The 21,536-nt window shown below is 61.9% G+C and carries 16 protein-coding genes; 14 read left to right on the plus strand and 2 right to left on the minus strand.

Going from position 1 to position 21,536, the window contains the following annotated elements; all coding sequences use genetic code 11:
• Positions 1 to 12: 12 nt before the first annotated feature.
• The gene (locus tag CFE42_RS14635) at positions 13 to 276 is read left to right on the plus strand and encodes a hypothetical protein (protein ID WP_251471222.1); all 264 of its coding nucleotides are present in this window, start codon (positions 13 to 15) and stop codon (positions 274 to 276) included.
• A gap of 55 nt (positions 277 to 331) precedes the next feature.
• Here the strand turns inward: CFE42_RS14635 and CFE42_RS14640 are convergent, their stop codons facing one another.
• On the minus strand, positions 332 to 703 hold the full coding sequence (locus CFE42_RS14640) for a hypothetical protein (protein ID WP_004628504.1): 372 nt from the start codon (positions 701 to 703) through the stop codon (positions 332 to 334).
• 803 nt (positions 704 to 1,506) lie between these two features.
• Between CFE42_RS14640 and CFE42_RS14645 the strand changes: the two genes are divergently transcribed.
• The 3 genes from CFE42_RS14645 to CFE42_RS14655 all read left to right on the plus strand — a co-directional run bounded on the left by CFE42_RS14645 (position 1,507) and on the right by CFE42_RS14655 (position 5,256).
• Complete coding sequence (locus CFE42_RS14645; RefSeq protein WP_004628503.1) at positions 1,507 to 2,022, plus strand: hypothetical protein; 516 nt, start codon at positions 1,507 to 1,509, stop codon at positions 2,020 to 2,022.
• A gap of 557 nt (positions 2,023 to 2,579) precedes the next feature.
• Complete coding sequence (locus CFE42_RS14650; protein ID WP_004628499.1) at positions 2,580 to 3,035, plus strand: DUF3828 domain-containing protein; 456 nt, start codon at positions 2,580 to 2,582, stop codon at positions 3,033 to 3,035.
• 151 nt (positions 3,036 to 3,186) lie between these two features.
• Positions 3,187 to 5,256 (plus strand): hypothetical protein, encoded by a 2,070-nt coding sequence (locus tag CFE42_RS14655; RefSeq protein ID WP_004628497.1) that lies wholly within the window; start codon positions 3,187 to 3,189, stop codon positions 5,254 to 5,256.
• Between the two features lie 364 nt (positions 5,257 to 5,620).
• Here CFE42_RS14655 and CFE42_RS14660 read toward each other — a convergent pair whose 3' ends face one another.
• Positions 5,621 to 7,594 carry an APC family permease gene (locus CFE42_RS14660; RefSeq protein ID WP_004628495.1) on the minus strand — a complete coding sequence of 658 codons (1,974 nt, stop codon included), beginning with the start codon at positions 7,592 to 7,594 and terminating at the stop codon, positions 5,621 to 5,623.
• Positions 7,595 to 8,327: 733 nt separating this feature from the next.
• Here CFE42_RS14660 and CFE42_RS14665 point away from each other — a divergent pair.
• The 10 genes from CFE42_RS14665 to CFE42_RS14710 all read left to right on the plus strand — a co-directional run bounded on the left by CFE42_RS14665 (position 8,328) and on the right by CFE42_RS14710 (position 21,496).
• Positions 8,328 to 8,753: a universal stress protein gene (locus CFE42_RS14665; protein WP_004628493.1), complete on the plus strand. Its 426-nt coding sequence runs from the start codon at positions 8,328 to 8,330 to the stop codon at positions 8,751 to 8,753.
• Positions 8,754 to 9,206: 453 nt separating this feature from the next.
• The gene (locus tag CFE42_RS14670; RefSeq protein WP_004628491.1) at positions 9,207 to 10,004 is read left to right on the plus strand and encodes a TorF family putative porin; all 798 of its coding nucleotides are present in this window, start codon (positions 9,207 to 9,209) and stop codon (positions 10,002 to 10,004) included.
• 31 nt (positions 10,005 to 10,035) lie between these two features.
• Positions 10,036 to 10,161 carry a hypothetical protein gene (locus CFE42_RS14675; RefSeq protein ID WP_004628489.1) on the plus strand — a complete coding sequence of 42 codons (126 nt, stop codon included), beginning with the start codon at positions 10,036 to 10,038 and terminating at the stop codon, positions 10,159 to 10,161.
• The gene (gene kdpF, locus CFE42_RS14680; protein ID WP_004628487.1) at positions 10,158 to 10,247 is read left to right on the plus strand and encodes a K(+)-transporting ATPase subunit F; all 90 of its coding nucleotides are present in this window, start codon (positions 10,158 to 10,160) and stop codon (positions 10,245 to 10,247) included. The genes CFE42_RS14675 and kdpF overlap by 4 nt, the downstream gene beginning before the upstream one ends.
• A gap of 19 nt (positions 10,248 to 10,266) precedes the next feature.
• Entirely contained in the window at positions 10,267 to 12,039 is a 1,773-nt protein-coding gene (kdpA, locus tag CFE42_RS14685) for a potassium-transporting ATPase subunit KdpA (protein ID WP_004628486.1), read from the plus strand.
• 40 nt (positions 12,040 to 12,079) lie between these two features.
• Complete coding sequence (gene kdpB, locus CFE42_RS14690; RefSeq protein ID WP_004628484.1) at positions 12,080 to 14,296, plus strand: potassium-transporting ATPase subunit KdpB; 2,217 nt, start codon at positions 12,080 to 12,082, stop codon at positions 14,294 to 14,296.
• 15 nt (positions 14,297 to 14,311) lie between these two features.
• A complete protein-coding gene (kdpC, locus tag CFE42_RS14695) occupies positions 14,312 to 14,935 on the plus strand; it encodes a potassium-transporting ATPase subunit KdpC (RefSeq protein ID WP_004628482.1) in 624 nt (207 codons plus the stop codon).
• A 646-nt stretch (positions 14,936 to 15,581) separates the two neighbouring features.
• Positions 15,582 to 18,398 carry a sensor histidine kinase KdpD gene (locus CFE42_RS14700; protein ID WP_004628479.1) on the plus strand — a complete coding sequence of 939 codons (2,817 nt, stop codon included), beginning with the start codon at positions 15,582 to 15,584 and terminating at the stop codon, positions 18,396 to 18,398.
• A gap of 133 nt (positions 18,399 to 18,531) precedes the next feature.
• Positions 18,532 to 19,338 carry a MetQ/NlpA family lipoprotein gene (locus tag CFE42_RS14705; protein ID WP_004628477.1) on the plus strand — a complete coding sequence of 269 codons (807 nt, stop codon included), beginning with the start codon at positions 18,532 to 18,534 and terminating at the stop codon, positions 19,336 to 19,338.
• A 943-nt stretch (positions 19,339 to 20,281) separates the two neighbouring features.
• Complete coding sequence (locus tag CFE42_RS14710) at positions 20,282 to 21,496, plus strand: EAL domain-containing response regulator (RefSeq protein WP_004628475.1); 1,215 nt, start codon at positions 20,282 to 20,284, stop codon at positions 21,494 to 21,496.
• The last annotated feature ends 40 nt before the right edge of the window (positions 21,497 to 21,536 follow it).

Below are 21,536 nucleotides of genomic sequence, written 5' to 3' on the forward strand. Positions count from 1 at the left end.
GAGATGCGGCAGATGATGAACGACCTCGAAGCCGTGCTGCGGCCCGGTATCGAAGCCATGCGCGGGTTGGTCGCGTTTTATGTGGGCGAAGACGAGTCAACGTCGTCGCTGTCGAACGTGAGCCTGTGGACTGACCTGGACGCGGCCAAGCAACTGGATACGTTCCGCCCGATGCTGGATTCGGGCAAGCCCTTTATCGACAAGGGCGGCACGTTTGAGCGGCCGATCATGAATTACCTGCCGATGTGGGAGTTGAAGCCGGTGGCGAAGGTTTGAGGGTTTGTCGCTGCCCTGGCATTCCCGCCCGTCACGGGAATGCGTCAACCTGTTGTTATTGGCTGTAACCACGCCGCTCTATGGCGGCTAACACATCCCACGTCTGCGGATCGATCTCGCGTCCCCCGAGCGACATCGAAACGTACGCGTCAATCGCATCCACAAAGCCTTTGATGAACGCCGGCGGGAACGACTGCGCAGAGAACACTTGAAGCTGTTCGCGCAGCATGCCTGGCCGGCATTGGCCGTGCGTGCACATGGCGGTGCGAGTTCGCTTGAGATACGCCTGTGCCGCGATGGCGCCGTTCAGGTAGGTGCGGTTCTTGGTGAGCCTGCCTGTGTCCGATGACGTGGGCGCTGCGGGTGGAGACGATGGTGGTGATGGATACGACGCGATTCTCCGCGCCGTCTGTTCACTGCTAGACATAAGGACCTCTCGGAGATGGTGAAAGGCCCAACTTTCGTCGCTAAACGAGGGAGGCGGGCCCGACGATGGGGTTAGCGATCCGGCTCTCCGAGAAAACCGGTAGACCCGAAGGTCTCCCCACCCGGCCCGCCATAGAAAGCGCGCGAGTGTGCTGAGGCCTGCCGCGTGTGACGGCGGCCTCTTCGGAGAGTTACGGATCGCTAAACCCGTGCTGCCGTTGGTGCGGCAGCGGGGGGAATTATAGCGATGGGGGTTACGCACCGGATTCTGATTTTCGTACGTCGAGCTCCAAGCTCGGGCGATCGAGCAAAAAGCCCCACACATCGAGCTCCGAGCTTGGGCAGCCGAGCAAAAAGCCTCGCAAGCCGAGCTCCGAGCTTGGGCAGCCGAGCAAAAAGCCTCGCAAGCCGAGCTCCGAGCTTGGGCAGCCGAGCAAAAAGCCTCGCAAGCCGAGCTCCGAGCTTGGGCAGTCGAGCAAAAAGCCTCGCACGCCGAGCTCCGAGCTCGGCCAGCCGAGCAAAAAGCCTCACGCGCCGAGCTCAGAGCTCGAACGGCCGAGCAAAAAGCCTCACACGTCGAGCTCAGAGCTCGGGCGGCCGAGCAAAAAGCCTCATATGCCCAGCACCGAGCTCGGGCCGTCGAGAACGCCGCTCGATGTGTCGAGTTGTGAAGGCCGCATCAGATCATTCTGATTCTTCGCCCAAAACCCCCTCCTGGCATTGCGGACCAGCGCCGTAGCCGCCAATCTCCCGCCCTCGTGCCCTTGATGGCACGGCACTGCCAATTGATTTGCGAGGAGTGAAATGCCGCAGAACTTGATTTCGTATCAGCTGACCTCGGCCGATCTGGCCGCCGTGGACGGCGCGCTGAAGACGCTGGAAGACCGGCTCGCCAGCCTGATCGACCTCACCCCGGTTCAGCGCCGAACGCTGGTGAAGATGGGCGACAAGTCCGAAGCCTTCGCGCGCAAGGCCGTGGAGGTGCTGAACAACAACCCCAACGTGCTGCCCGGCAATTTCGACCTCGCCGAACTGCGCCGCGATCTGGCGGGCTTCGATCAGCTACGCAGCCGCCTCATGCGCGTCGCCCGCATTCACGAACGCATGGCGGATTCGCACTTGGCGCTGGGCAGCGATGTGATGAGCGCCACGTTAGAGGGGTATGCGTTCCTCAAGGTGGCGGGCCAGGGCGAAGGGTTGGATGCGGCGCGCAAGGCGCTGGCGGTGCGGTTTAGTCGGGGAGCAAAGCGAAAAGGCGACGAAGCTGGCAGAAGTGATGAAAGATCGCCGGATGAGGTGCCGCGGGCGGAATACTCGTAGACGTGTTTGGATTAGGCGGAGAGGTTTGGTACGAGAAGGATGTGAAGAAAATCTTTTGAATTGGAATAACACAACTTCCAATAAATACGACACAAATCTCAATCCTTAAACTACGCCTTAAGTCCTAGCATTCTCGGAAATATCTTGTGAGAGATATTTTCAATCAACTGAATGCGAGGAAACTATGTGGGACAGCAATGCAGCTGCCAATTATGTTCGACAGCATGCGCAAAGCCAAAGCGGTGGGAACTGTGCAAAGTATGTCCGAAAGGCGATTGAAGCAGGCGGAATTAGTGTGGCGCCAACGCTATCGGCAAAGGACTATGGATTCCCCTTGCGTCAGGCCGGATTTATCGAACTGGGGGATGCTTTGTCGCCTCGTCGAGGTGACGTGATCGTGATCCAACCCATCCCGGGGCACCCTCACGGCCATATGGCGATGTTTGACGGATCAAGATGGATATCAGACTTTGTCCAGAACAATGGGTTTTATCCTGGGAAAGAGTATCGAACGCAAAAGCCGCCGTACAAGTTGTATCGGCATCATTGAGGCAAGCATGAAAAAAATACTCTCATGCTGGATTGCCAGTTTTCTGATGGCATTCTCGTGCGCTTCCTACGCCGACGCCGTGACATCTCTTGGTCCGCAAGCGAAGCAATTCTATGTCTGGTACATCAACAAGCAGGTGAACCAAGTGTTTCCGCTTCTAGATCATGAGATCGGTCGCTACGTTGACGCGTCCACGGTTGAGAGCCTGCGCAGAGACTACAAGCGAGATCAACTTCCTGGCGGTGCGGACTACTTCATGAAGGTGCAGGACTACGACGAACGTGACTGGCTCGCGCATATCAAGCCAGGTCGGCGGCTCACGTTCGGCGATGCTGTTGTCGTGCCTGTGAGTTTTGGATCGCGTAGCGAGGTCACTGTTCTTGTGTTTTTCACTAAGCAACATGATGGTTGGAAGATCATCAAGGTCGATGACATGCTGCCCTATTCCTCACCGGGTAACTGACAAAGAGACCATTGGGCTACTTTCCAGCGTTGACGAAATCTAGGCGTTGTAGTGTCCTTTCTATTGGGTTCGTGTCACCCGGCGGGCCAGAGCCAGCAGCTCTCGCCACCGCCGCTCACCTGTAAAAATTTCATGAACCGGGATTTGGCTAGTGAAAGACATCAAACGATTTCAATTTCTCCGATGGGTCGAATTCCGTGAGGCCGTTACAGCAGCCCAGGCCCGACCATCGCTGCCCACAGGTCGATATACCTACTATGACGAAACCTTCGGTTCAATCGCCGATCTCTTCCAGGACCCTTTAGCAGAAGGGGTGCAGCTTCGTCGCCCCTTAAACGACGACATCTCCAGTGAGCTTGGGGCGCTGGCCAAGGAGGTCGTTTTGTCCAGCATGCTCGCGCATACACCGCTAGAACCATACTTTTCCGTCGTCCATATCCTGAGGGATTCGCTCAACGGGAAAGGTGCGATACCCACGATTTCTGCAACAGACAATAGATGGATCGATGCAATTCAGATTGCTTTGACCTATCGCGAGCGCAGGGACATGCAGTGGGCTACAGCGAACCACCCCCAACCCGCGGATGTCACGTTCGCCCACGCGGTACGCTTCTTCAACAAGAAAAATATCAACGTTGGACTGATTGGCGATCAAATTTTGGTTTCATCAAACTGCGTCTGGTCAGCGCTTTCCGACACCGCAGTCGCGCCGATGATGGTCTTAGGAGATACGGCGGCAATCAAGCAAGTGGATCGCTGGTTGCAGAACAAATTTGATCCACTTGTTCGCCGCTTTCATCTCCATCCGACTCCGGATTTGATGGGGCGAAAGTTAGACCGCTCCGTACCGCTCGGCCACCTGTATCGCGCGGCGATCAAGACCCTGGGACGCAGACCTGGGCCCAGCAAGATTCGGGTAAAAGAGTCGGCAATAGCCGAAGCGGCGACCCATTTTGCAGCGCTCTACGAGGTGGAACCGTTCACAACTTACGAAACAATGTTTCCGCCCTATCCGAGGCGTGTCCTTGAAATGCTGCTTCGGGTGGTGTTGTATGACGAGTTATTCGCTGTGCCGCAATGCGACCCCGAGCACATGGAACTCCTAATGCTCAGTCTCTTCGCGGAGGTCTCTAAGGCCGATGCTTCGGTGCGCACGGGGTGGAAGTTCAATGACGCCGTCGTGCTTTGGAAAATTCTCCTGGCTGTATCCACTTCTGATGCCGCATCCACGTTCATTGACCGTTCGAATCTAGAGCGATTTTTGGCCCAGAACATTGGAGTCGCAGCCAGTGAAGCGCTGCTCAATGACTTCGCTCTTTCGGAACCGAATCGCCGCTATCGCGTACCGTCTGATGCTGCACTTGCAGACACACGAGAATGCGCCATCGCAAAAGCATCAGGCCAGCGATACTGGATCGCACCGCGCCCCTTTCTCGGGCCAGCATTTTTTTCGCGGCTCGTTGGACACTACGCAAGGGTGGATAAAGAGGCGAGCAACAAGATCGGGATAGCTTTTGAAACACACATGCTCGATCGACTGGCGCAGCTCGGCATTAGTTGCCGTCGTGCTGACATAGAAGGGAGCACTGGTTTTAAAGGCGGAGATATCGACCTGATCGTTGAAACCCCGGAAATCGTGGCGCTGTTCGAGATGAAGAAGAAAGGGCTCACGCGCAAGACGAATGCCGGCAATGAGGTCCAACTTGCAGTTGATTTGGCTCGCGGCGTTGTGCGAGGTTTCAACCAGTTGGCGCGACACGAGCTCACCTTACTTCGATCCGGAGAGTTGCGGTTTAGTGACGGTACGGCGCTATACCTGAGCGGGCGACGCCTCATCAAATGCGTGGTTTCACTTGCCGACTATGGCGGCCTCCATGACGGAGCTGTCGTGCGGAATATGCTGCACACGTTCTCGCAGGTTACCTTGAGCCCCGGTCCGTCGCTGACCGGAGAGCAACTGGCTCATCTCAAGGAGGCGAATGAACAATTGAGACTATTGCAGTCACGCTACAAGGATTTTGTGACGCTCTACCCTGACGACCCTCAGGCCAATCCATTCGACAATTTTCTATTTCACAACGTATTCTTTGTTGAACACCTTTTGCTCTCCGCGCGCACGGCCGATGGATTTTTGCAGGCACTACTAATGGGACACCGGGTGGTCACAGGATCTCGCGATCCATTTTTCGATCACGAAAGGCTGCGGCCGTTACGCATATAGGTCTGCAATAGGACGGTGGCCTACGGATCCTGAACGCAGGTTTGAAAGAACTGCGAATTTAGTTGAAACCTGCCAGCGAAACCGCAGCTGGCGCAGTTTCAGTTTTTACACGGCGTTTACACCCCTCCCCCAACCTTTACCCCGTTTTTACCCCCCTTTCCCTACTGTTGCACTGCACGCAGGCCCTGTGACGGGAGCCTGCCTGCACGCCGCATCCGGCCCCAGTTGACGCGCACCTGCGCCGGGCCGGGCGGCACCCAAACTACAAGGGAAAGGTCCATGCAAGCCAAGGCTTCTTTGCCCGCCACCATCATTGGCAGCATTGTTTCCATGCCGCGGCGCACTTCCCCCACATCGGCTCCACCTACCCCACATTCATCGGCAGCAGCACCATCTGCCTGCCCTGCACATGCAGGCGCGTCTGAATCTCGAGCGGCGTCTGGTTATGCAGCCATGCGGTCAGGAAGTTGACCTGTTTGAAGATCAGCTTGCTGGCAAAGCAGACGCTGTTCGGAAACGCGTCCATCGTGGTTTCGGCCAGTCGGGTGAATTCGGCAATCGGGTGGGTGCCGAAGGCGATGCGGTAGTCGGCCGCCATGCCGTGCCGCCGGCAATGCGCGACGTAGTACTCCAGCGATGCGCTGATGGTCTGCCGCAGGTGGTCCAGGTGCTCCGCGCCCTCGTAGCTCTGTGCGTCCACTTCGCCCACGGCCAGGAAGATGACGTTCTTGAAGTGACCCGGAAACAGCCGGTTGACCCAGAGCAGCGCGTGCATGCTGGCGCCGCGATGCTTGCCCACCAGCAGGATGGCAGTCGGCTGCGACGGGTCGGGTGTTGCCGGTGCCGTGGTTGGGTCAACTGCCGGCGGCTGGCCGGCAAACAAGGCGTCTTCCTTGGCGATCAGTGCGCGCGTTTCGTCGTAATGCCGCCGGATCAGGAAGCAGAGTGCGACCACCGCGCTGGTGACGACCACGGTCAACCAACCGCCGGCCATGAATTTCTCGACCAGCGTAATGACGAGCACCGTGCTGGTGACCGAAAGCCCAAGCGCCGACAGACCGAAGTGCGTGTACCAGTTGCCGCCATCGCGGCGGCGGCGCCACCAATAGGTGCACAGTCCCAGCAATGACAGGCTGAAGGTCAGGAAGACGTTGATGCTGTAGAGCACCACCAGTACCGCCACCTGGCCGTGCGTCCACAGCAGGATGATGACGCTGGCCACACCCATCACGATGATGCCGTTCTGCCGCACCAGTCGCGTCGACAGATCACGGAAATGACGTGGCACCCATGAGTCCTGGGCCATGTTCGACAGCACCGCGGGGCCGTCCAGGAAACCGGTTTGCGCCCCCACCAGCAGCAGGCCGGCCTCGAACGCAAGCACGGCGGCCAGCAGCGCATTGCGTGCGAAGTCGGAGCCCAGGCCCATGTGGTCGATCACGTTGCCGAACACCACGGCGTTGAGCGTTTGCCCTTCCACCGGTTTGGCCTGCCAAAGCATGTAGAGCAGGATGATGCCGCCCGCCGTAAAGGCCAGCGACGTTGCCATGTACACCATGGTGCGCTTGCCTGCGGGAACACGCGGTTCGGCCAGCATGTTGACGTTGTTGGAGACGGCCTCAAGCCCCGTATAGGTACCGCCGCCCATCGAGAACGCGCGCATCAGCAGCCCGATCATGACCAGCGGCCCGAACGCCTGCGACATGCCATGCGCCTCGCCGACGGCCTCGGGCACGACAGCGGCAAGGTGCTCGCCGTGCACCGCTACGCCATAGACGATCAAACCGAGGTGCAGCACCACGAAGCCGATGAAGATGGGCAGCAGCACGAGGATGGATTCGCGCATGCCCCGAAAGTTGAGCCCGGTCATCAGTACGACCAGCACAACCTCGGTGCCCAGCTTGAAAGCCTGCGCGCTCACGGGCAACAGGCTGAAGAACGCGTCGACGCCACTGGCGAGCGACGTTGCAACGGTCAGCACGTAGTCGACAAGGAGTGCGGCGCCCGATACGAGCCCGGGCCGGGGCCCGAGCAGCGCCGTGGCTACGCGGTAACCGCCTCCGCCAGTCGGAAACAGCTCGATGACCTGGTTGTAGCCCAGCGCGATGATGAACACCGTGGCGGCGGTGGCCAGCGCAAGGAACAACGCAAGCGGCGTGTGCTGGCCCAGTGCCAGGAAGGCTTCTTCCGGGCCATAGCAGGAGGATGAGAGACCATCTGCGCCCAGACCGACCCACGCCAGCAGTGGCGTTACGGCAATAGCGTGTCGTGTGCGCGGGTCCAGCGGGTCCAGTGGTTTGCCGAACAGCAACTGCCACATCTTGGCCAGGCTTGCCATGGTGTCTCCCCAGCAGCAGACGATATCGATGCGGGCGGCGTCGCCGCGGGAGGCTGTCTTTCTCACCCGTGCGCACCGAGTTAGATCGCGTTCTAGTGGGCAATCTAAAGCAACACCATCGGCAACGCTACCGATGCATGCCCAGGCTGCCTTGCCGTGCTGTTCGCCTGGAAACCCTTGTCCGGGACCGCAACAGTGCAGACGCGCCGGCAAGGCGTTTACAAGATTTTTCTACGGCCACGCCAAGTCTCTACACGTTTTTGACAACCGCCTGACTACCCTTCTATGAACTGGACTATGGGGGCGCAGTGCGCCCAATCATCATGACTTTGGCCGCCAGATGGCTACTCGGTGCGGGTGCCGTGCTCGCTCTCGTGATGTTGTTCCTGGTGCTCTACCTCGACGAGCGCAGCGCGTCCCGACGCTACGGGCGCGCAATCGAGCACCATGAAAAAGGGCTCTCGAACTCCGGGGATCCATCCTGAAGACTTCTCCTGCCGCTGCTGGTGCCGCTGCCGACGTCATCCGACGCCGCGCTGACGGCGCACGCGTTGCAGGCAACCTTTACAGGTTTTTTATGGACGTGGGGCGCAGTCTTTACACCGTCTTTGCGACGGCGTTCGTATAACAGCGACAGGCCGTCACGCTGTTCAAACGGCCACACCCCGGCAATGTGCAGGCAACGACCCGACTCACCCTGCCGCCGGTCGATCAACGTGATCAGGGTTACGCAATGCTCAAGCTTCTCGTCCCCGTCAACGGTTCCCGCCACGCGCTCGACGCGGTTCGCCATGCAGCCTTTCTCTGCCAGGACCGTTGCGCGTCGGACATTGTGCTGCTCAACGTGCAGACCCCGATTGAAGGGGGACGCGCCAGCGCCTACCACTCGCTGCAGGCCCTGCGCGAACTTGAAGAACAAAGCGGTGAAGAGGCCCTGCGACGCGCGCGCGCCATCCTGGACGATGCCGGCGCGCACTATGTCGCTCAAGTCCGGATCGGTCGCGTGGCCGAGACCATCGCGCAAACCGCGGCCGCCAACCAATGCGACATGATCGTGATGGGCTCGGCAGCCCGCTCGCCGCTCGGCTCGCTGATGGCCGCCCGGCTCTCCAACCGGTTGATGCGCCTGTCGCGCATTCCGGTGACGCTGGTTCGCTAACCAGCGTGCCCGTACGCAGGACGCTCGTCGTCATGACGTAGCGTTGCCGTCATCCGCGCGGGGCGCCGGCCAACACTTGCGTAGCCATCAAAGTCGACCGCGCCAGAGCCCGCCGCAATGCGGGTGGCCGTATTCCCCGAAATCCGACAACCAAGACCGGCGCTATCCGCTACGGAATGTCTCGCCTTTGCTCTGAGCTGTATCGCGGCCCGGTGTGTCTGGCTTGTGGGCTCTCCTGATGCAACCGGGGCAGTCATCGCCTGGGCAATCGACCGTTTTTACACGGCGTTTACACCCCTCCCCTCAAGCTTTATCCCGTTTTTATCCCCGCTTCCCTAATGTTGCACTGCACGCAGGCCCTGTGACGGGAGCCTGCCTGCACGCCGCAATCGGCCCCAGTTGATGCGCACACGCGCCAAGCCGGGCGGCACCAAAACTACAAGGGAAAGGTCCATGCAAGCCAAGGTTTCTTTGCACGCCACCGTCATCGGTGGCGTTGTCTTCTGTGCCGCAGCACTGTCGAGCGCGGCCGCTTTTGCGCAGTCCACTGACGCTGCCCCGGCCCCCGCCGCTACACCCGCCAGCCCGTTGACGGCCAACGTCACGCTGGCCAGCCAATACCGCTATCGCGGTCTCATGCAGACCAACAACAAGCCTGCCATCCAGGGTGGTGTGGATTACGCGCTGCCCAACGGCTTCTATGTGGGCAACTGGAACTCATCGATCAGCTGGCTGGGGGATTCCAACCCCAACGTCTCTGCCCCCATCGAGATGGATTTCTACGGCGGCTACAAGACCGAGCTGATGAAGGATGTGCCCATTGATGTGGGCGTGCTGCAGTACTACTACCCGGGCAGCTACCCCGACGGCTACACCCGCCCGCACACCACCGAGGGCTATGCGCAGATCGGCTACGGGCCGGTCACGTTCAAGTATTCGCATGCGTTCTCCAACCTGTTCGGTTTTGCAGATAGCCACCACAGCCAGTACTTCGATCTGTCCGGCAATTTCGACACCGGTTTCTGGGGCCTGACGCTGAACCTGCACGTGGGCTATCAACAAGTGCCGCACCAAGTGGTGCGCACGTCCTATGCCGACTGGAAAGTGGGCGTAACGAAGGATTTTGGTTCGGGCTGGACAGCTTCTTTGAGCTACATCGACACGAATGCATCGCGTCTGGCCTACACCAACACACGAGACAGCTACATGGGCAAGGCGACCGCCCTGCTCGCCGTGACCAAGACGTTCTAACCACCACGACCTGAAGGAAAGGGGAGCGCATATGGACCTCGTTTATCTCGCCGGCCTAGCGGTGCTGGCCCTGGCAGTGGGCGGATTGCTCGCCCTCTCCGGCCGGCTTGCCACCAAAGACCAACCCACCACGCACGCGATGGAGAAACAGCAATGACCTGGCTCTATGTGCTGTCCGGAGCCATCACGGTGGTTCTGCTCGTCTACTTGTTCGTGGCCCTCTTGTGGCCCGAACGCTTCTAACAACACTGCGAGGCACACCATGAATGCGTTCCTCCTCCAGCTGGCGATCTATCTGGTCGTGCTGCTGGTTTTGGCCAAACCGCTGGGCGCGTATATGACCGGCGTGTTTGGCGACAAGCCATCGCGCACGCACTGGCTCGGCCCCATCGAGCGGCTGTTCTATCGCGTGGCCGGCGTCAACCCGCAGGCCGAGATGGGCTGGAAGCGCTATGCGCTGGCCGTCATCGTCGTCAACGTGCTGGGCGCGCTGGCGGTGTATGCGCTGCAGCGCGCGCAGCAGTGGCTGCCGCTCAACCCGCAGGGCTTTGGCGCGGTCACGCCCGATTCGTCGTTCAACACGGCGGTCAGCTTTGTCACAAACACCAACTGGCAGGGCTATTCGGGCGAAAGCACGATGAGCTATCTCACGCAGATGCTGGGCCTGGCGGTGCAGAACTTCCTGTCTGCCGCCACCGGTATTGCGGTGGTGATTGCGCTCATTCGCGGTTTTGCGCGGCACTCGGCCAACACCATTGGCAACTTCTGGGTCGACTTCACGCGTGCCACGGTTTACGTGCTGCTGCCGCTGTCGATTCTGGTATCGGTGTTCTTCGTGAGCCAGGGCGTGATCCAGAACTTCGATGGCTACAAGGAGGTGACCACCGTCACCGCCACCACGTACGACAACCCGAAGATGGACGCGCAGGGCAACCCGCTCAAGGATGCCCAGGGCAACCCCGTCACGGAAAAGGCCACCACGCAAACGCAGACCCTGCCGATGGGTCCGATCGCCTCGCAAGAAGCCATCAAGATGATCGGCACCAATGGCGGCGGCCCGTTCAATGCCAACTCCGCGCACCCGTATGAGAACCCGAATGCGCTGACGAACTTCGTGCAGATGCTGTGCATCTTCATCATCCCGGCGGCGCTGTGCTTTACGTTTGGCGGCATGGTGGGCGATGGCCGGCAAGGCTGGGCCGTGCTGGCTGCGATGACGGTGCTGTTTGTGGTGCTCGCCGTCTTCCTGGCATGGGCTGAGCTGCACGCCAACCCGATGCTCGCCAACCTCGGCATCGATCAGGCCGTGGGCAACATGGAAGGCAAGGAGACGCGCTTCGGCATCGTGGCCTCGTCGCTGTTTGCCACCATCACCACGGCGGCGTCGTGCGGGGCGGTCAATGCCATGCATGACTCGCTGACCGCGCTGGGCGGCTTCGTGCCGATGTTCCTGATGCAACTGGGCGAAGTGGTGTTTGGCGGTGTGGGCTCGGGCCTGTACGGCATGCTGGTGTACGCCATCCTGGCCGTGTTCATCGCGGGCCTGATGATCGGCCGCACGCCGGAATACCTAGGCAAGAAGATCGAGGTGTTCGAGATGAAGATGACGTCGATCGCCATCCTCGTCACGCCGCTGCTGGTGCTGGTGGGCACGGCCGTTGCCGTGGTGGTCACGCAGGGCAAGGCCGGCATCTTCAACCCCGGCACGCACGGCTTCTCTGAAGTGCTGTACGCCTTCTCGTCGGCCTCCAACAACAACGGCAGCGCGTTCGCAGGTTTGTCGGCCAACACGCCGTTCTACAACATTGCGCTGGCTATCTGCATGTGGCTGGGCCGCTTCTGGATCATCGTTCCGGTGCTGGCCATGGCAGGCACGTTTGCCGCCAAGAAGCGCCTGCCCGTGACGGCCGGCACGCTGCCCACGCATGGGCCGCTGTTTGTGGTGCTGCTGATCGGCTCGGTGCTGCTGGTGGGCGCGCTCACGTACATCCCGGCCCTCGCACTTGGCCCCATTGCAGAGCATCTCGCCCGCTAAGCGCACGGCGAGTCGTCTACCCAATATCAACAGGTGCCTTATGGCTATCCGTTATCCCGAATCCGAACCGGCTGTGCGTACGGTCAAGCACAAGCTTGAGCCCACCGCCGGTACTGGTACTGTCGCAGCCACCGAGCCGCAGGCGCACGGCCCGCACAAGACGCTGTCTGCCAAGGAGGTGCGCAAGCTATCGATGTTCTCGTCGGCGCTGGTCAAGCCCGCCATTGTCGATAGCTTCCGCAAGCTGTCGCCGCGCGCGCAGGCCAAGAACCCGGTGATGTTTGTCGTCTACGTCGGCAGCATCCTCACCACCATCCTGTGGATCATGGCGCTGCGCGGTCAGGCTGAAGCGCCGGCTGGCTTCATCCTCGCCGTGTCGGTGTGGCTGTGGTTCACGGTGCTGTTCGCCAACTTTGCCGAGGCGCTGGCCGAGGGCCGCAGCAAGCAGCAGGCGGCATCGCTGCGCGGCATCAAGACCACCGTGCAAGCCAAGGTGCTGGCAGACCCGCACCGTCGTGACCGCGTGGAATCGCGCGTCGCCACCGCGCTGCGCCGTGGCGACATCGTCCTCATCGAAGCCGGCGACATGGTGCCCGGCGACGGCGAGGTCATCGAAGGCGTGGCCTCGGTGGACGAAAGCGCCATCACGGGCGAATCGGCACCGGTCATCCGCGAATCGGGCGGGGATTTCTCGTCCGTGACCGGCGGCACGCGTGTGCTGTCGGACTGGATCATCGTGCGCATCACCGCCAACCCCGGCGAGAGCTTCCTGGATCGGATGATCTCGATGGTGGAGGGCGCCAAGCGCCAGAAGACCCCCAACGAGCTGGCGCTGACGATTCTGCTGGTGAGCCTGACCATCATCCTGATGCTGGCGACCGTCACGCTGCTGCCCTATTCGATCTTCTCGGTGGAAGCGATGAAGGCGGGCTCGCCGATCACGATTACCGTGCTGGTGGCGCTGCTGGTATGTCTGATCCCGACCACCATTGGCGGGCTGCTCTCCGCCATTGGCGTGGCGGGCATGAGCCGCATGATGCAGGCCAACGTGATCGCCACGTCGGGCCGCGCCGTGGAAGCGGCCGGTGACGTGGATGTGCTGCTGCTCGACAAGACCGGCACGATCACGCACGGCAACCGCCAGGCCTCGCGCTTCATCCCTGCGCCGGGTGTGACGGCCAAGCAGCTGGCCGAGGCGGCATGGCTGTCGTCGCTGGCCGATGAAACGCCGGAAGGCCGCAGCATCGTCACGCTCGCACGCAACCTGGGCGAGGCGTCCATCGATGAAGCGGCCCTTACGAAGACGCAGCCCGTGTACGTCGCCTTCTCTGCGCAAACGCGCATGAGCGGCATCAACGTCTCCCATGCAGGCGACGCCCGTCAGATCCGCAAGGGCGCAGCCGATGCGATCCGCACGCATGTGACGCTGCTGGCCGGCAAGTTTCCGGAGGCCGTATCGACTGCCGTCGACGACGTCGCGCGCCAAGGCGGCACGCCGCTGGTGGTGTCCGACAACGACCGCGTGCTCGGGGTGGTGGAACTGAAAGACATCGTCAAGGCCGGCATCCGCGAGCGCTTTGCCGAGCTGCGCCAGATGGGTATCAAGACGGTGATGATCACCGGTGACAACCGCCTCACCGCCGCGTCCATCGCGGCAGAAGCCGGCGTTGATGACTTCATTGCCGAGGCCACGCCCGAGACCAAGCTCGCGCTGATCCGCGAACAGCAGGCGCAGGGCCGGCTTGTTGCCATGACCGGTGACGGCACCAACGATGCCCCCGCGCTGGCACAGGCCGACGTGGCTGTCGCCATGAACAGCGGCACGCAGGCCGCCAAGGAGGCCGGCAACATGGTCGACCTGGATTCCAGCCCGACCAAGCTGATCCAGATTGTCGAGATCGGCAAGCAGATGCTGATGACGCGCGGCTCGCTCACCACGTTCTCGATCGCCAACGATGTGGCGAAGTACTTCGCCATCATCCCGGCCGCATTTGCCACGACGTATCCGCAGCTCGCCGCGCTGAACGTGATGCACCTGGCCACGCCCGCATCGGCCGTGATGAGCGCGGTGATCTTCAATGCGCTGATCATCGTGTTCCTGATTCCGCTGGCGCTCAAGGGCGTGAAGTACCGCGCGCTGGGGGCCGCCACGCTGCTGCGCCGCAACCTCTTGATCTACGGCCTGGGCGGCCTGCTGCTGCCCTTCCCGGGCATCAAGATCATCGACATGTTCCTGGCCGCAATGGGCTGGGTTTAAGGAAGGAGTGCATTCATGGCAACCACAACTCAAGCGCGTCAACCTGTTCAGGCCGATGTGCCGCAACAAGGTGGGCTGCTGCGTGCGGCGCTGGTGGTGTTTGTTGGGCTGTCGCTCATTACCGGTGTGCTGTATCCGGTGGTGGTGACGGGGGTTGGCAAGGCGCTGTTTCCGGCGCAGGCCGGCGGCTCGATCATCGAGCGTCATGGCAAGGCCGTTGGCTCGTCGTTGATCGGGCAGAACTTTGATACGCCGGAGTATTTCTGGGGGCGGATCTCGGCGACGGCGCCGAACCCCTATAACGCGCAGGCGTCAAGCGGCTCCAACCTGGGGCCGAGCAACCCGGCGCTGACGGAGGCGGCCAAGGCGCGGATTGCGGCGCTCAAGGAATCGGACCCGACGAACACTGCGCCGATTCCTGCTGATCTTGTGACGGCTTCGGCTAGCGGGCTGGACCCGGAGATCAGTCCTGCTGCTGCGGCGCACCAAGTAGAGCGTGTGGCCAAGGCTCGCCACATGTCGCCTGATCTGGTGAAGAAGGTGGTGGCTGAGAACACCAAGGGGCCGGTGCTTGGGGTGTTTGGCGAGCCGGTCGTCAACGTGTTGGAGCTGAATCTGGCGTTGGATGATTTGAAGTGAGGGTTGTGGGCCACTGGCTTGACTTTGATGTTGGTGGTCTATCCCCCTTTCGTACCCTGCCGGGCACGACTCACTTTTCTTTGTCTTGCCAAAGAAAAGTAAGCAAAAGAAAGGCGCGCCCGAGATGGCGACTTCCCCTTGGATTTGTGTCGCGGGGAGGGAGGGGAGGCAAACTCGCTTCGCTCAGACAGGCCTCCCCTCTTTATCCTCCCCGCAACAAAAATCCAAGGCGCCATCTAGGGCAGGAACGTCAACGGCCAAAACGGTGGTTTACGTGGTCTGTCGAAGTTTCGTTTGTTGCGGTGTGCTGCTTCGCTTCGCTCGCACTCCACTGGTTCGCTCGCTTTGCTTCGCGTCTTGTCGCTTACGCTCTACTGCGGTGGTGCTTCGATGGTGTGGCCGTACCCTGCCCTAGATGGCGCCTTGAATTTTCGTAAGCGGGCGGAAAAAAGACGGGAAACTGTCTGAGCGCAGCGAGTTTTTCCCGTCTCCGCCCGCTTACGAAAATTCAAGGAATCTTTCGCCATCTCGGGCGCGCCTTTCTTTGCTTACTTTCTTTGGCAAGACAAAAAAAAGTGAGTCAGCCCCGGCAGGGGATGAAACAAGGGATGCACCACAAGAACGAAAAGCACCCAAAATACAAACCATGCCAGCCGACCAGCGCCCGAACCCCGACCAACTCCTGGCCGAACTCCAATCCGGCAAGGAACAGTCCGCCCGCGGCAAACTCCGCATCTACTTCGGCGCCTCGGCCGGCGTAGGCAAAACCTACGCGATGCTGGCAGCAGCCAAGGCCGCTCGCGCAGCCGGCATCGACGCCGTCATCGGCCTGGTCGAAACCCACGGCCGCGCCGAAACCGCCGCGCTGGTCGCCGACCTCGAACACCTTCCCACCCGCCAGATCGAATACAAGGGCCGTACGCTGCCTGAGTTCGATCTGGATGCCGCGCTGGCGCGAAAGCCCGCACTCATCCTCGTCGATGAGCTTGCCCACTCCAACGTGGCGGGCTCGCGCCACCCGAAGCGCTGGCAGGACATTGAGGATTTGCTCGCCGCAGGCATCGACGTCTGGACCACCGTCAACGTCCAGCATCTCGACAGCCTGAACGAGGCCGTCGGCAGCATCACCGGCATCCGCGTGTGGGAAACCGTGCCGGATGCGGTGTTCGATGCGGCCAACGAAGTCATCCTCGTCGACCTGCCCGCCGATGAACTGCTGCGCCGCCTGGCCGAGGGCAAGGTCTACATGCCCGAGCAGGCGCAGCATGCGGCGCGCAATTTCTTTCGCAAGGGCAACCTCATCGCCCTGCGCGAACTCGCCCTGCGCCGCACCGCCGACCGCGTCGACGATGACGTGCAGGCCTATCGCCGCGCGCGTCGCATTGAAAACGTCTGGCGCACGCGCGAGACCGTCGTTGCGTGCCTGGACCCGCAGGGCGATGGTGAACAGGTCATCCGCAGCGCCGCGCGTCTGGCCGCGCAACTGGAATGCGACTGGCATGCGGTGGCGGTGGTGATGCCGCATCTGCGTGCCGCCGATGCGCGCACCGAGCGTTTGCATGCCCTGCTCAAGCTGGCACAAGACGCCGGTGCCAAGGTGGAAACGCTGGCCGGCACCAACGCCGTCGAGGCAATCACCGGTTATATCCGCCGCCACAACATCACCAAGGCGGTGATCGGGCGGCCGCCGGAGAAGCGCTGGCGATCGGCGCGCGCGGTCGTCGTTGCGCTGCGGCTGGCGATCGGGCTGGAGCGCCGCCTGCCCAGCGGTGACTTTGCCGAAGCGCTCGCACGACATTGCCCCGAGGTCGACGTGATTCGCGCCGCGGCGGACCCGGCGCATATCCAGCTCACGCCGCGCGCAGCAGAGGTCGGCCGTGCTGATGTGCGCAGCGAAGCCCAGCGCGCGGCAGATGCGCAGGCCGGTTGGCTCAAGCCGTCTTACGTGGCCGCGTGCGTGTATGTGGGCGTGGCGACAGCGTTGTCCAGCCTCGTGCGGCCGGTGTTCGACCTGGCCAACATCGTCATGCTGTTCCTGGCGGCGGTGGTGGCGGTGGCGATGCGCCATGGGCGGGGTCCGGCAGCGCTGGCTTCGGTGCTGTCGGTGGCGCTGTTCGATTTCTTCTTCGTGCCGCCACGTTTTTCCTTTGCCGTGAGCGACGTACAGTACCTGCTGACCTTTGGGGTGATGCTGGCGGTCGGCATGCTGGTGGGCCAGTTGACGGCAGGCTTGCGTGAACAAGCGGAGGTAGCGGTGCAGCGCGAGGCGGCGGCACATGCGCTGTATGAGGCCGCACGCGAGTTGTCTGCCGCACTCACGCTGGACCAGATCGTCAGCATCGGTGGGCGCTTCGTCAACGCGACGTTTGGCGGGCGCTGCGCGTTCTTTTTCGTCGGGCTCGATGGGCGGCTGGGTGCGCCGCAAGTCGCCAAGCCCGAAGGCAGCACCGATGCACCGTCCGGCATGCCAAACCTGGACCGCGTGCTGGCCGATTGGACATACCAGCACGGCCAGCCTGCCGGTACGGGCACGCACACGCTGCCGTCGGGTTCGGTGCTGTATCTGCCCCTGAAAGCGCCGATGGCCATTCGCGGTGTGCTGGCCGTGGAGCCCGAAACCTTCCACGTGCTCGCACAACCCGACAATCGCCGCCAGATCGACGCCTGCGCCACGCTCGTCGCCATCGCCATTGAGCGCGTGCATTACGTGGAAGTGGCCCGCGACGCCTTGGTGCGGATTGAATCGGAGCGGCTGCGCAATTCACTGCTGGCCGCCGTGTCGCACGATTTGCGCACACCGCTCACCGGGCTGGTGGGGATGGCCGAGACGCTGTTGCGCGCGCAGCCGCCCCTGCCAGCGCTGCAGGCAGAAGCTGCGGCCGCCATTGGGCAGCAGGCGCAGCGCATGCGTACGATGGTCACCAACCTGCTCGACATGGCGCGCCTGCAGAACCAGGACGTCAAGCTGCGGCTGGAGTGGCAATCGGTGGAGGAACTCGTCGGCGCGGCGCTGCAGGCGATTCCGCTGCCCGATCATCGCGTGGTTGTGGATGACCTCGCAGCCCTGCCGCTCATCCGCTGCGACGGGCCGCTGATGGAGCGCGTGCTGTCGAACCTGCTGGAGAACGCGGGCAAGTTTGCGCCGGCCGGCACCGAGGTGCGTATCTCTGGCGAGATTGTCCACGACGAAGCACGCGGCAACGAACTCCGCCTGCGTGTGCGCGACCACGGCCCCGGCGTGCCGGCGGGTTCGGTGCAGACCATCTTCGAGAAGTTCACGCGCGGCGAGAAGGAATCGGCCACCACCGGCGTCGGCCTGGGTCTGGCCGTGTGCGAGGCCATCGTCAGCGCGCATCACGGCCGCATCTGGGTGGAGGCACCGGCTGACGGCGGCGCGTGCTTCGTCGTCGCCCTGCCCGCCGCCGAGCCGCCGCCTGTGGAGGACGCCGAGTCCATCGCCTAGCCTGCACCGTTGCAGGGCATATGGACATGCCGAAAAAGTCGTTCGGTTACATACGCCGCTATGACAGGATCACGTCACACGCCCGCCACCCGCGGGCGGATTTCATTCACGACAAGATCCACGAGGTTTCTCCATGTCCCTGTTCTCCCGCCTTGCGCGGGTGGCCGTACCGGCCATCGCCTTTGCCGTTGCCACCGCCGCCCACGCCGATACCAAGCAGATCAAGCTCGGCACCATGAGCGGCCCCGATGCGCAAATCTGGGAAGTCGTTCAGAAGGTTGCCAAGAAGGATGGCCTCGACGTCAAGATCATCGAGTTCAACGACTACGCTCAGCCCAACCCCGCGCTCGATTCGGGCGACCTGGACGCCAACGGCTTCCAGCACCAGCCCTTCCTCGACAGCCAGATCCAGGCGCGCCATTACAAGATCGTCAATGTTGGCCTGACCTACGTGGCGCCGATGGGCTTCTACTCGAAGAAGATCAAGTCGCTGGCGCAGCTCAAGGAAGGCGCCAAGGTCGGCATCCAGAACGATCCGTCCAACGGCAACCGCGCGCTGCTGCTGCTGCAGAAGGCCGGCGTGATCAAGCTGAAGGCGGGCGCCGGCACGAACGGCAACAACGCCACCCCGCGCGACGTGGTCGAGAACCCGAAGAAGATCAAGCTGATCGAGCTGGATTCGGCGCAGCTGCCGCGCTCGCTGGATGACTTGGACGCCGCTTCGATCAACACCGACTACGCGGTCAAGAACGGCCTGACGCCGACCAAGGACGCCATTGCACTGGAAGATCGTCAGGGTCCGTACGCCAACCTGATCGCCGTGCGTGAAAAAGACAAAAACCAGCCGTGGGTGAAGACGCTGGTGCGCGCCTACCAATCGGAAGACGTGCGCAAGTTCATCGACACGCAGTTCAAGGGTGCGATCTTGCCGGCGTTTTAAGCGGCGGCTGCTAAGTCAGCGGTTACTTTCGCGGGCTGACCCGAGATTGAAGCGTGGCATGCCGGGAGCCTGTCCAGTCTTCCGGTGCGCCGCCGCGTTTTGTTGCGCTGCGGCATTATGTGACAGGTGCAATCGTTTTCGTCACGCGTGGCGCCGTGGCAACGCTTGTAGCCTCTCGTTACATTAAGTAGTTCTACGTTATTGCAACGCAACAAACGATTCGCTATAGTAGGAACTGTCTCCTCCACCCTCCTTGGTGGATTGTGGCCCGAGCACCTGGTGCTCGGGCTTTTTTCTTTGGCGCGCGGCTTTTGTTCTTCTTCCGGCCGCCTTGCATCTCGGCCGGTTCCGGCTACCCTGAATTCTCGATTTTTCTGCGTGTTTCCCTCGGCGGCGTTGCCCGATAGCAACGAGCACGGATTTTTCAAGCGTGCGCTTCGAGCCACGCTTCAATCACTGCCACGCACGTCGGCGGAGAAAGATCAAAGCGCTGTTTGAATCACGTTTTCGCCGCGAATGTGCGCGCAACGGTGTGCTTTGTGCCGCTAACATCGCGAAATTTCGTCAGTTTTTGTCCTACAAGGGTTTCGGCGAACCCCGGACAGTCTGACCGCACCCCCTCCACTAAACTTCACCTTGCTCTCTCTTTAGAGAGCACTCCCCCCCTTTTGAGCCCGCCCCTGTTGCGGGCTTCATTTTTTTCGGGCACGATTTCCTCCATCCCGACGCTGTCGACACCGGCGCCGGAAGCTCAAAAGGTTGGGGGAATCTCTCAAGGCCCGCGCAGTTGAAAAGCTGCGCGGGCTTTGTTTTTTCCGGCGCCGCGTGCTGACTTCGCCTGACAAGGCTCCCCGGCGGTGATTCAATGGCGGCTGATGGTGCCGTCACACAGCGCAAACGGGATGCGCCTCGGCCCGATACCCACAACAACAAGGACTGGCCGATGGAAGGTTTCGCGCAACTCGCCGTGCTGGTGGTGGATGACCACCCCGTGCAACGGGCTGCCGCCCGGCAACTGCTCCATACGCTGGGCGTGCAGCAGATCCTGACCGCGTGCGACGGCCGCGAGGCGCTCTATCTCCTGCAGCTTTGCCACGTCGATCTGGTGCTGTGCGACATCGACATGCCCGCGATGAACGGTCCCGAACTGATGGAGCAGATGCACTTGCGCGGCGGCCGCATCTTTCCACGACAGGCGCCCGTGTGGGCGTGGGTCAGTGCGATGGATGCGCCAATTGTCGAGTCGCATGTCAGCCTGGCCGATGCGATCGGGTTGACGCGCACGCGCGGCGTGCAGAAGCCGCTGCGGCCTGCACACGTGCTGCCGCTGCTGGAAGAAGCCGCCGCGCGCGAACGGGACCGGGCGCCTGCCGCAACCGCCGGCTTGCCGCAGTTTTCTGACGACGAACTTGCCGCGCTCATCCACGAAACGCCCGAGCAGATCGAGGTCGTATTCCAACCCCAGCACGATCTGGCCAGCAACCAGATCGCCGGCGCCGAGGCGCTTTGCCGCTGGATGCACCCGGTGCATGGGCGCGTGTCGCCCGCCGCTTTCGTGCCGCGCCTGGAAGCGCTGGGGCTGGCGGACGGTCTGTTCTTCCACGTGTTGGAGCATTGCGTGCGCGTGCAGCACGCGCTGTCCGCGCACGCGTACCCCGTTTCGATTGGCGTGAATGCGTCTGCGCAGACGCTGAGCCGGGCCGGCACCGTAGACCGCATCGATGCCATCGTGCGCGAGGCGCGTATTGCGCCGGGCGCCATCGCCATCGAGCTGACGGAGGATTCGCCGGTGCACGATGCCGCGCAGCTCACCATCGCGCTCAACCGCTTGCGCCTGCTGGGCCATCCTCTGGCCATCGACGATTTTGGCGTGGGCATTGCCACGCTCAAGCTGCTGGCCGATCTGCCTTTCACCATCCTCAAGATCGATCGCTCGTTTACAGCCGCGGTGGACCAGGCCAGCCAGCGCGGCGTGATCTGCCGCACGATGATCGAGCTGGCGCGCGCGCTGCATCTCGAGTGCATTGCCGAAGGGGTGGAAACCGAAGCGCAGCGCCAGACGCTGCGCGCTTTGGGCTGTGCGACCGGGCAAGGCTATCTGTGGGCGGCACCACTGTCCGTGACCGCGTTTCTTGCGCACGTGCAGGCGGCGGCTTAAGGGCGAACGCCACCGCGTCATTCAGTTTTCCTCAACCCAG

This window comes from Ralstonia sp. PBBBR1 (assembly GCF_002256165.1).
In the GTDB taxonomy this organism is placed as follows: domain Bacteria; phylum Pseudomonadota; class Gammaproteobacteria; order Burkholderiales; family Burkholderiaceae; genus Ralstonia; species Ralstonia thomasii.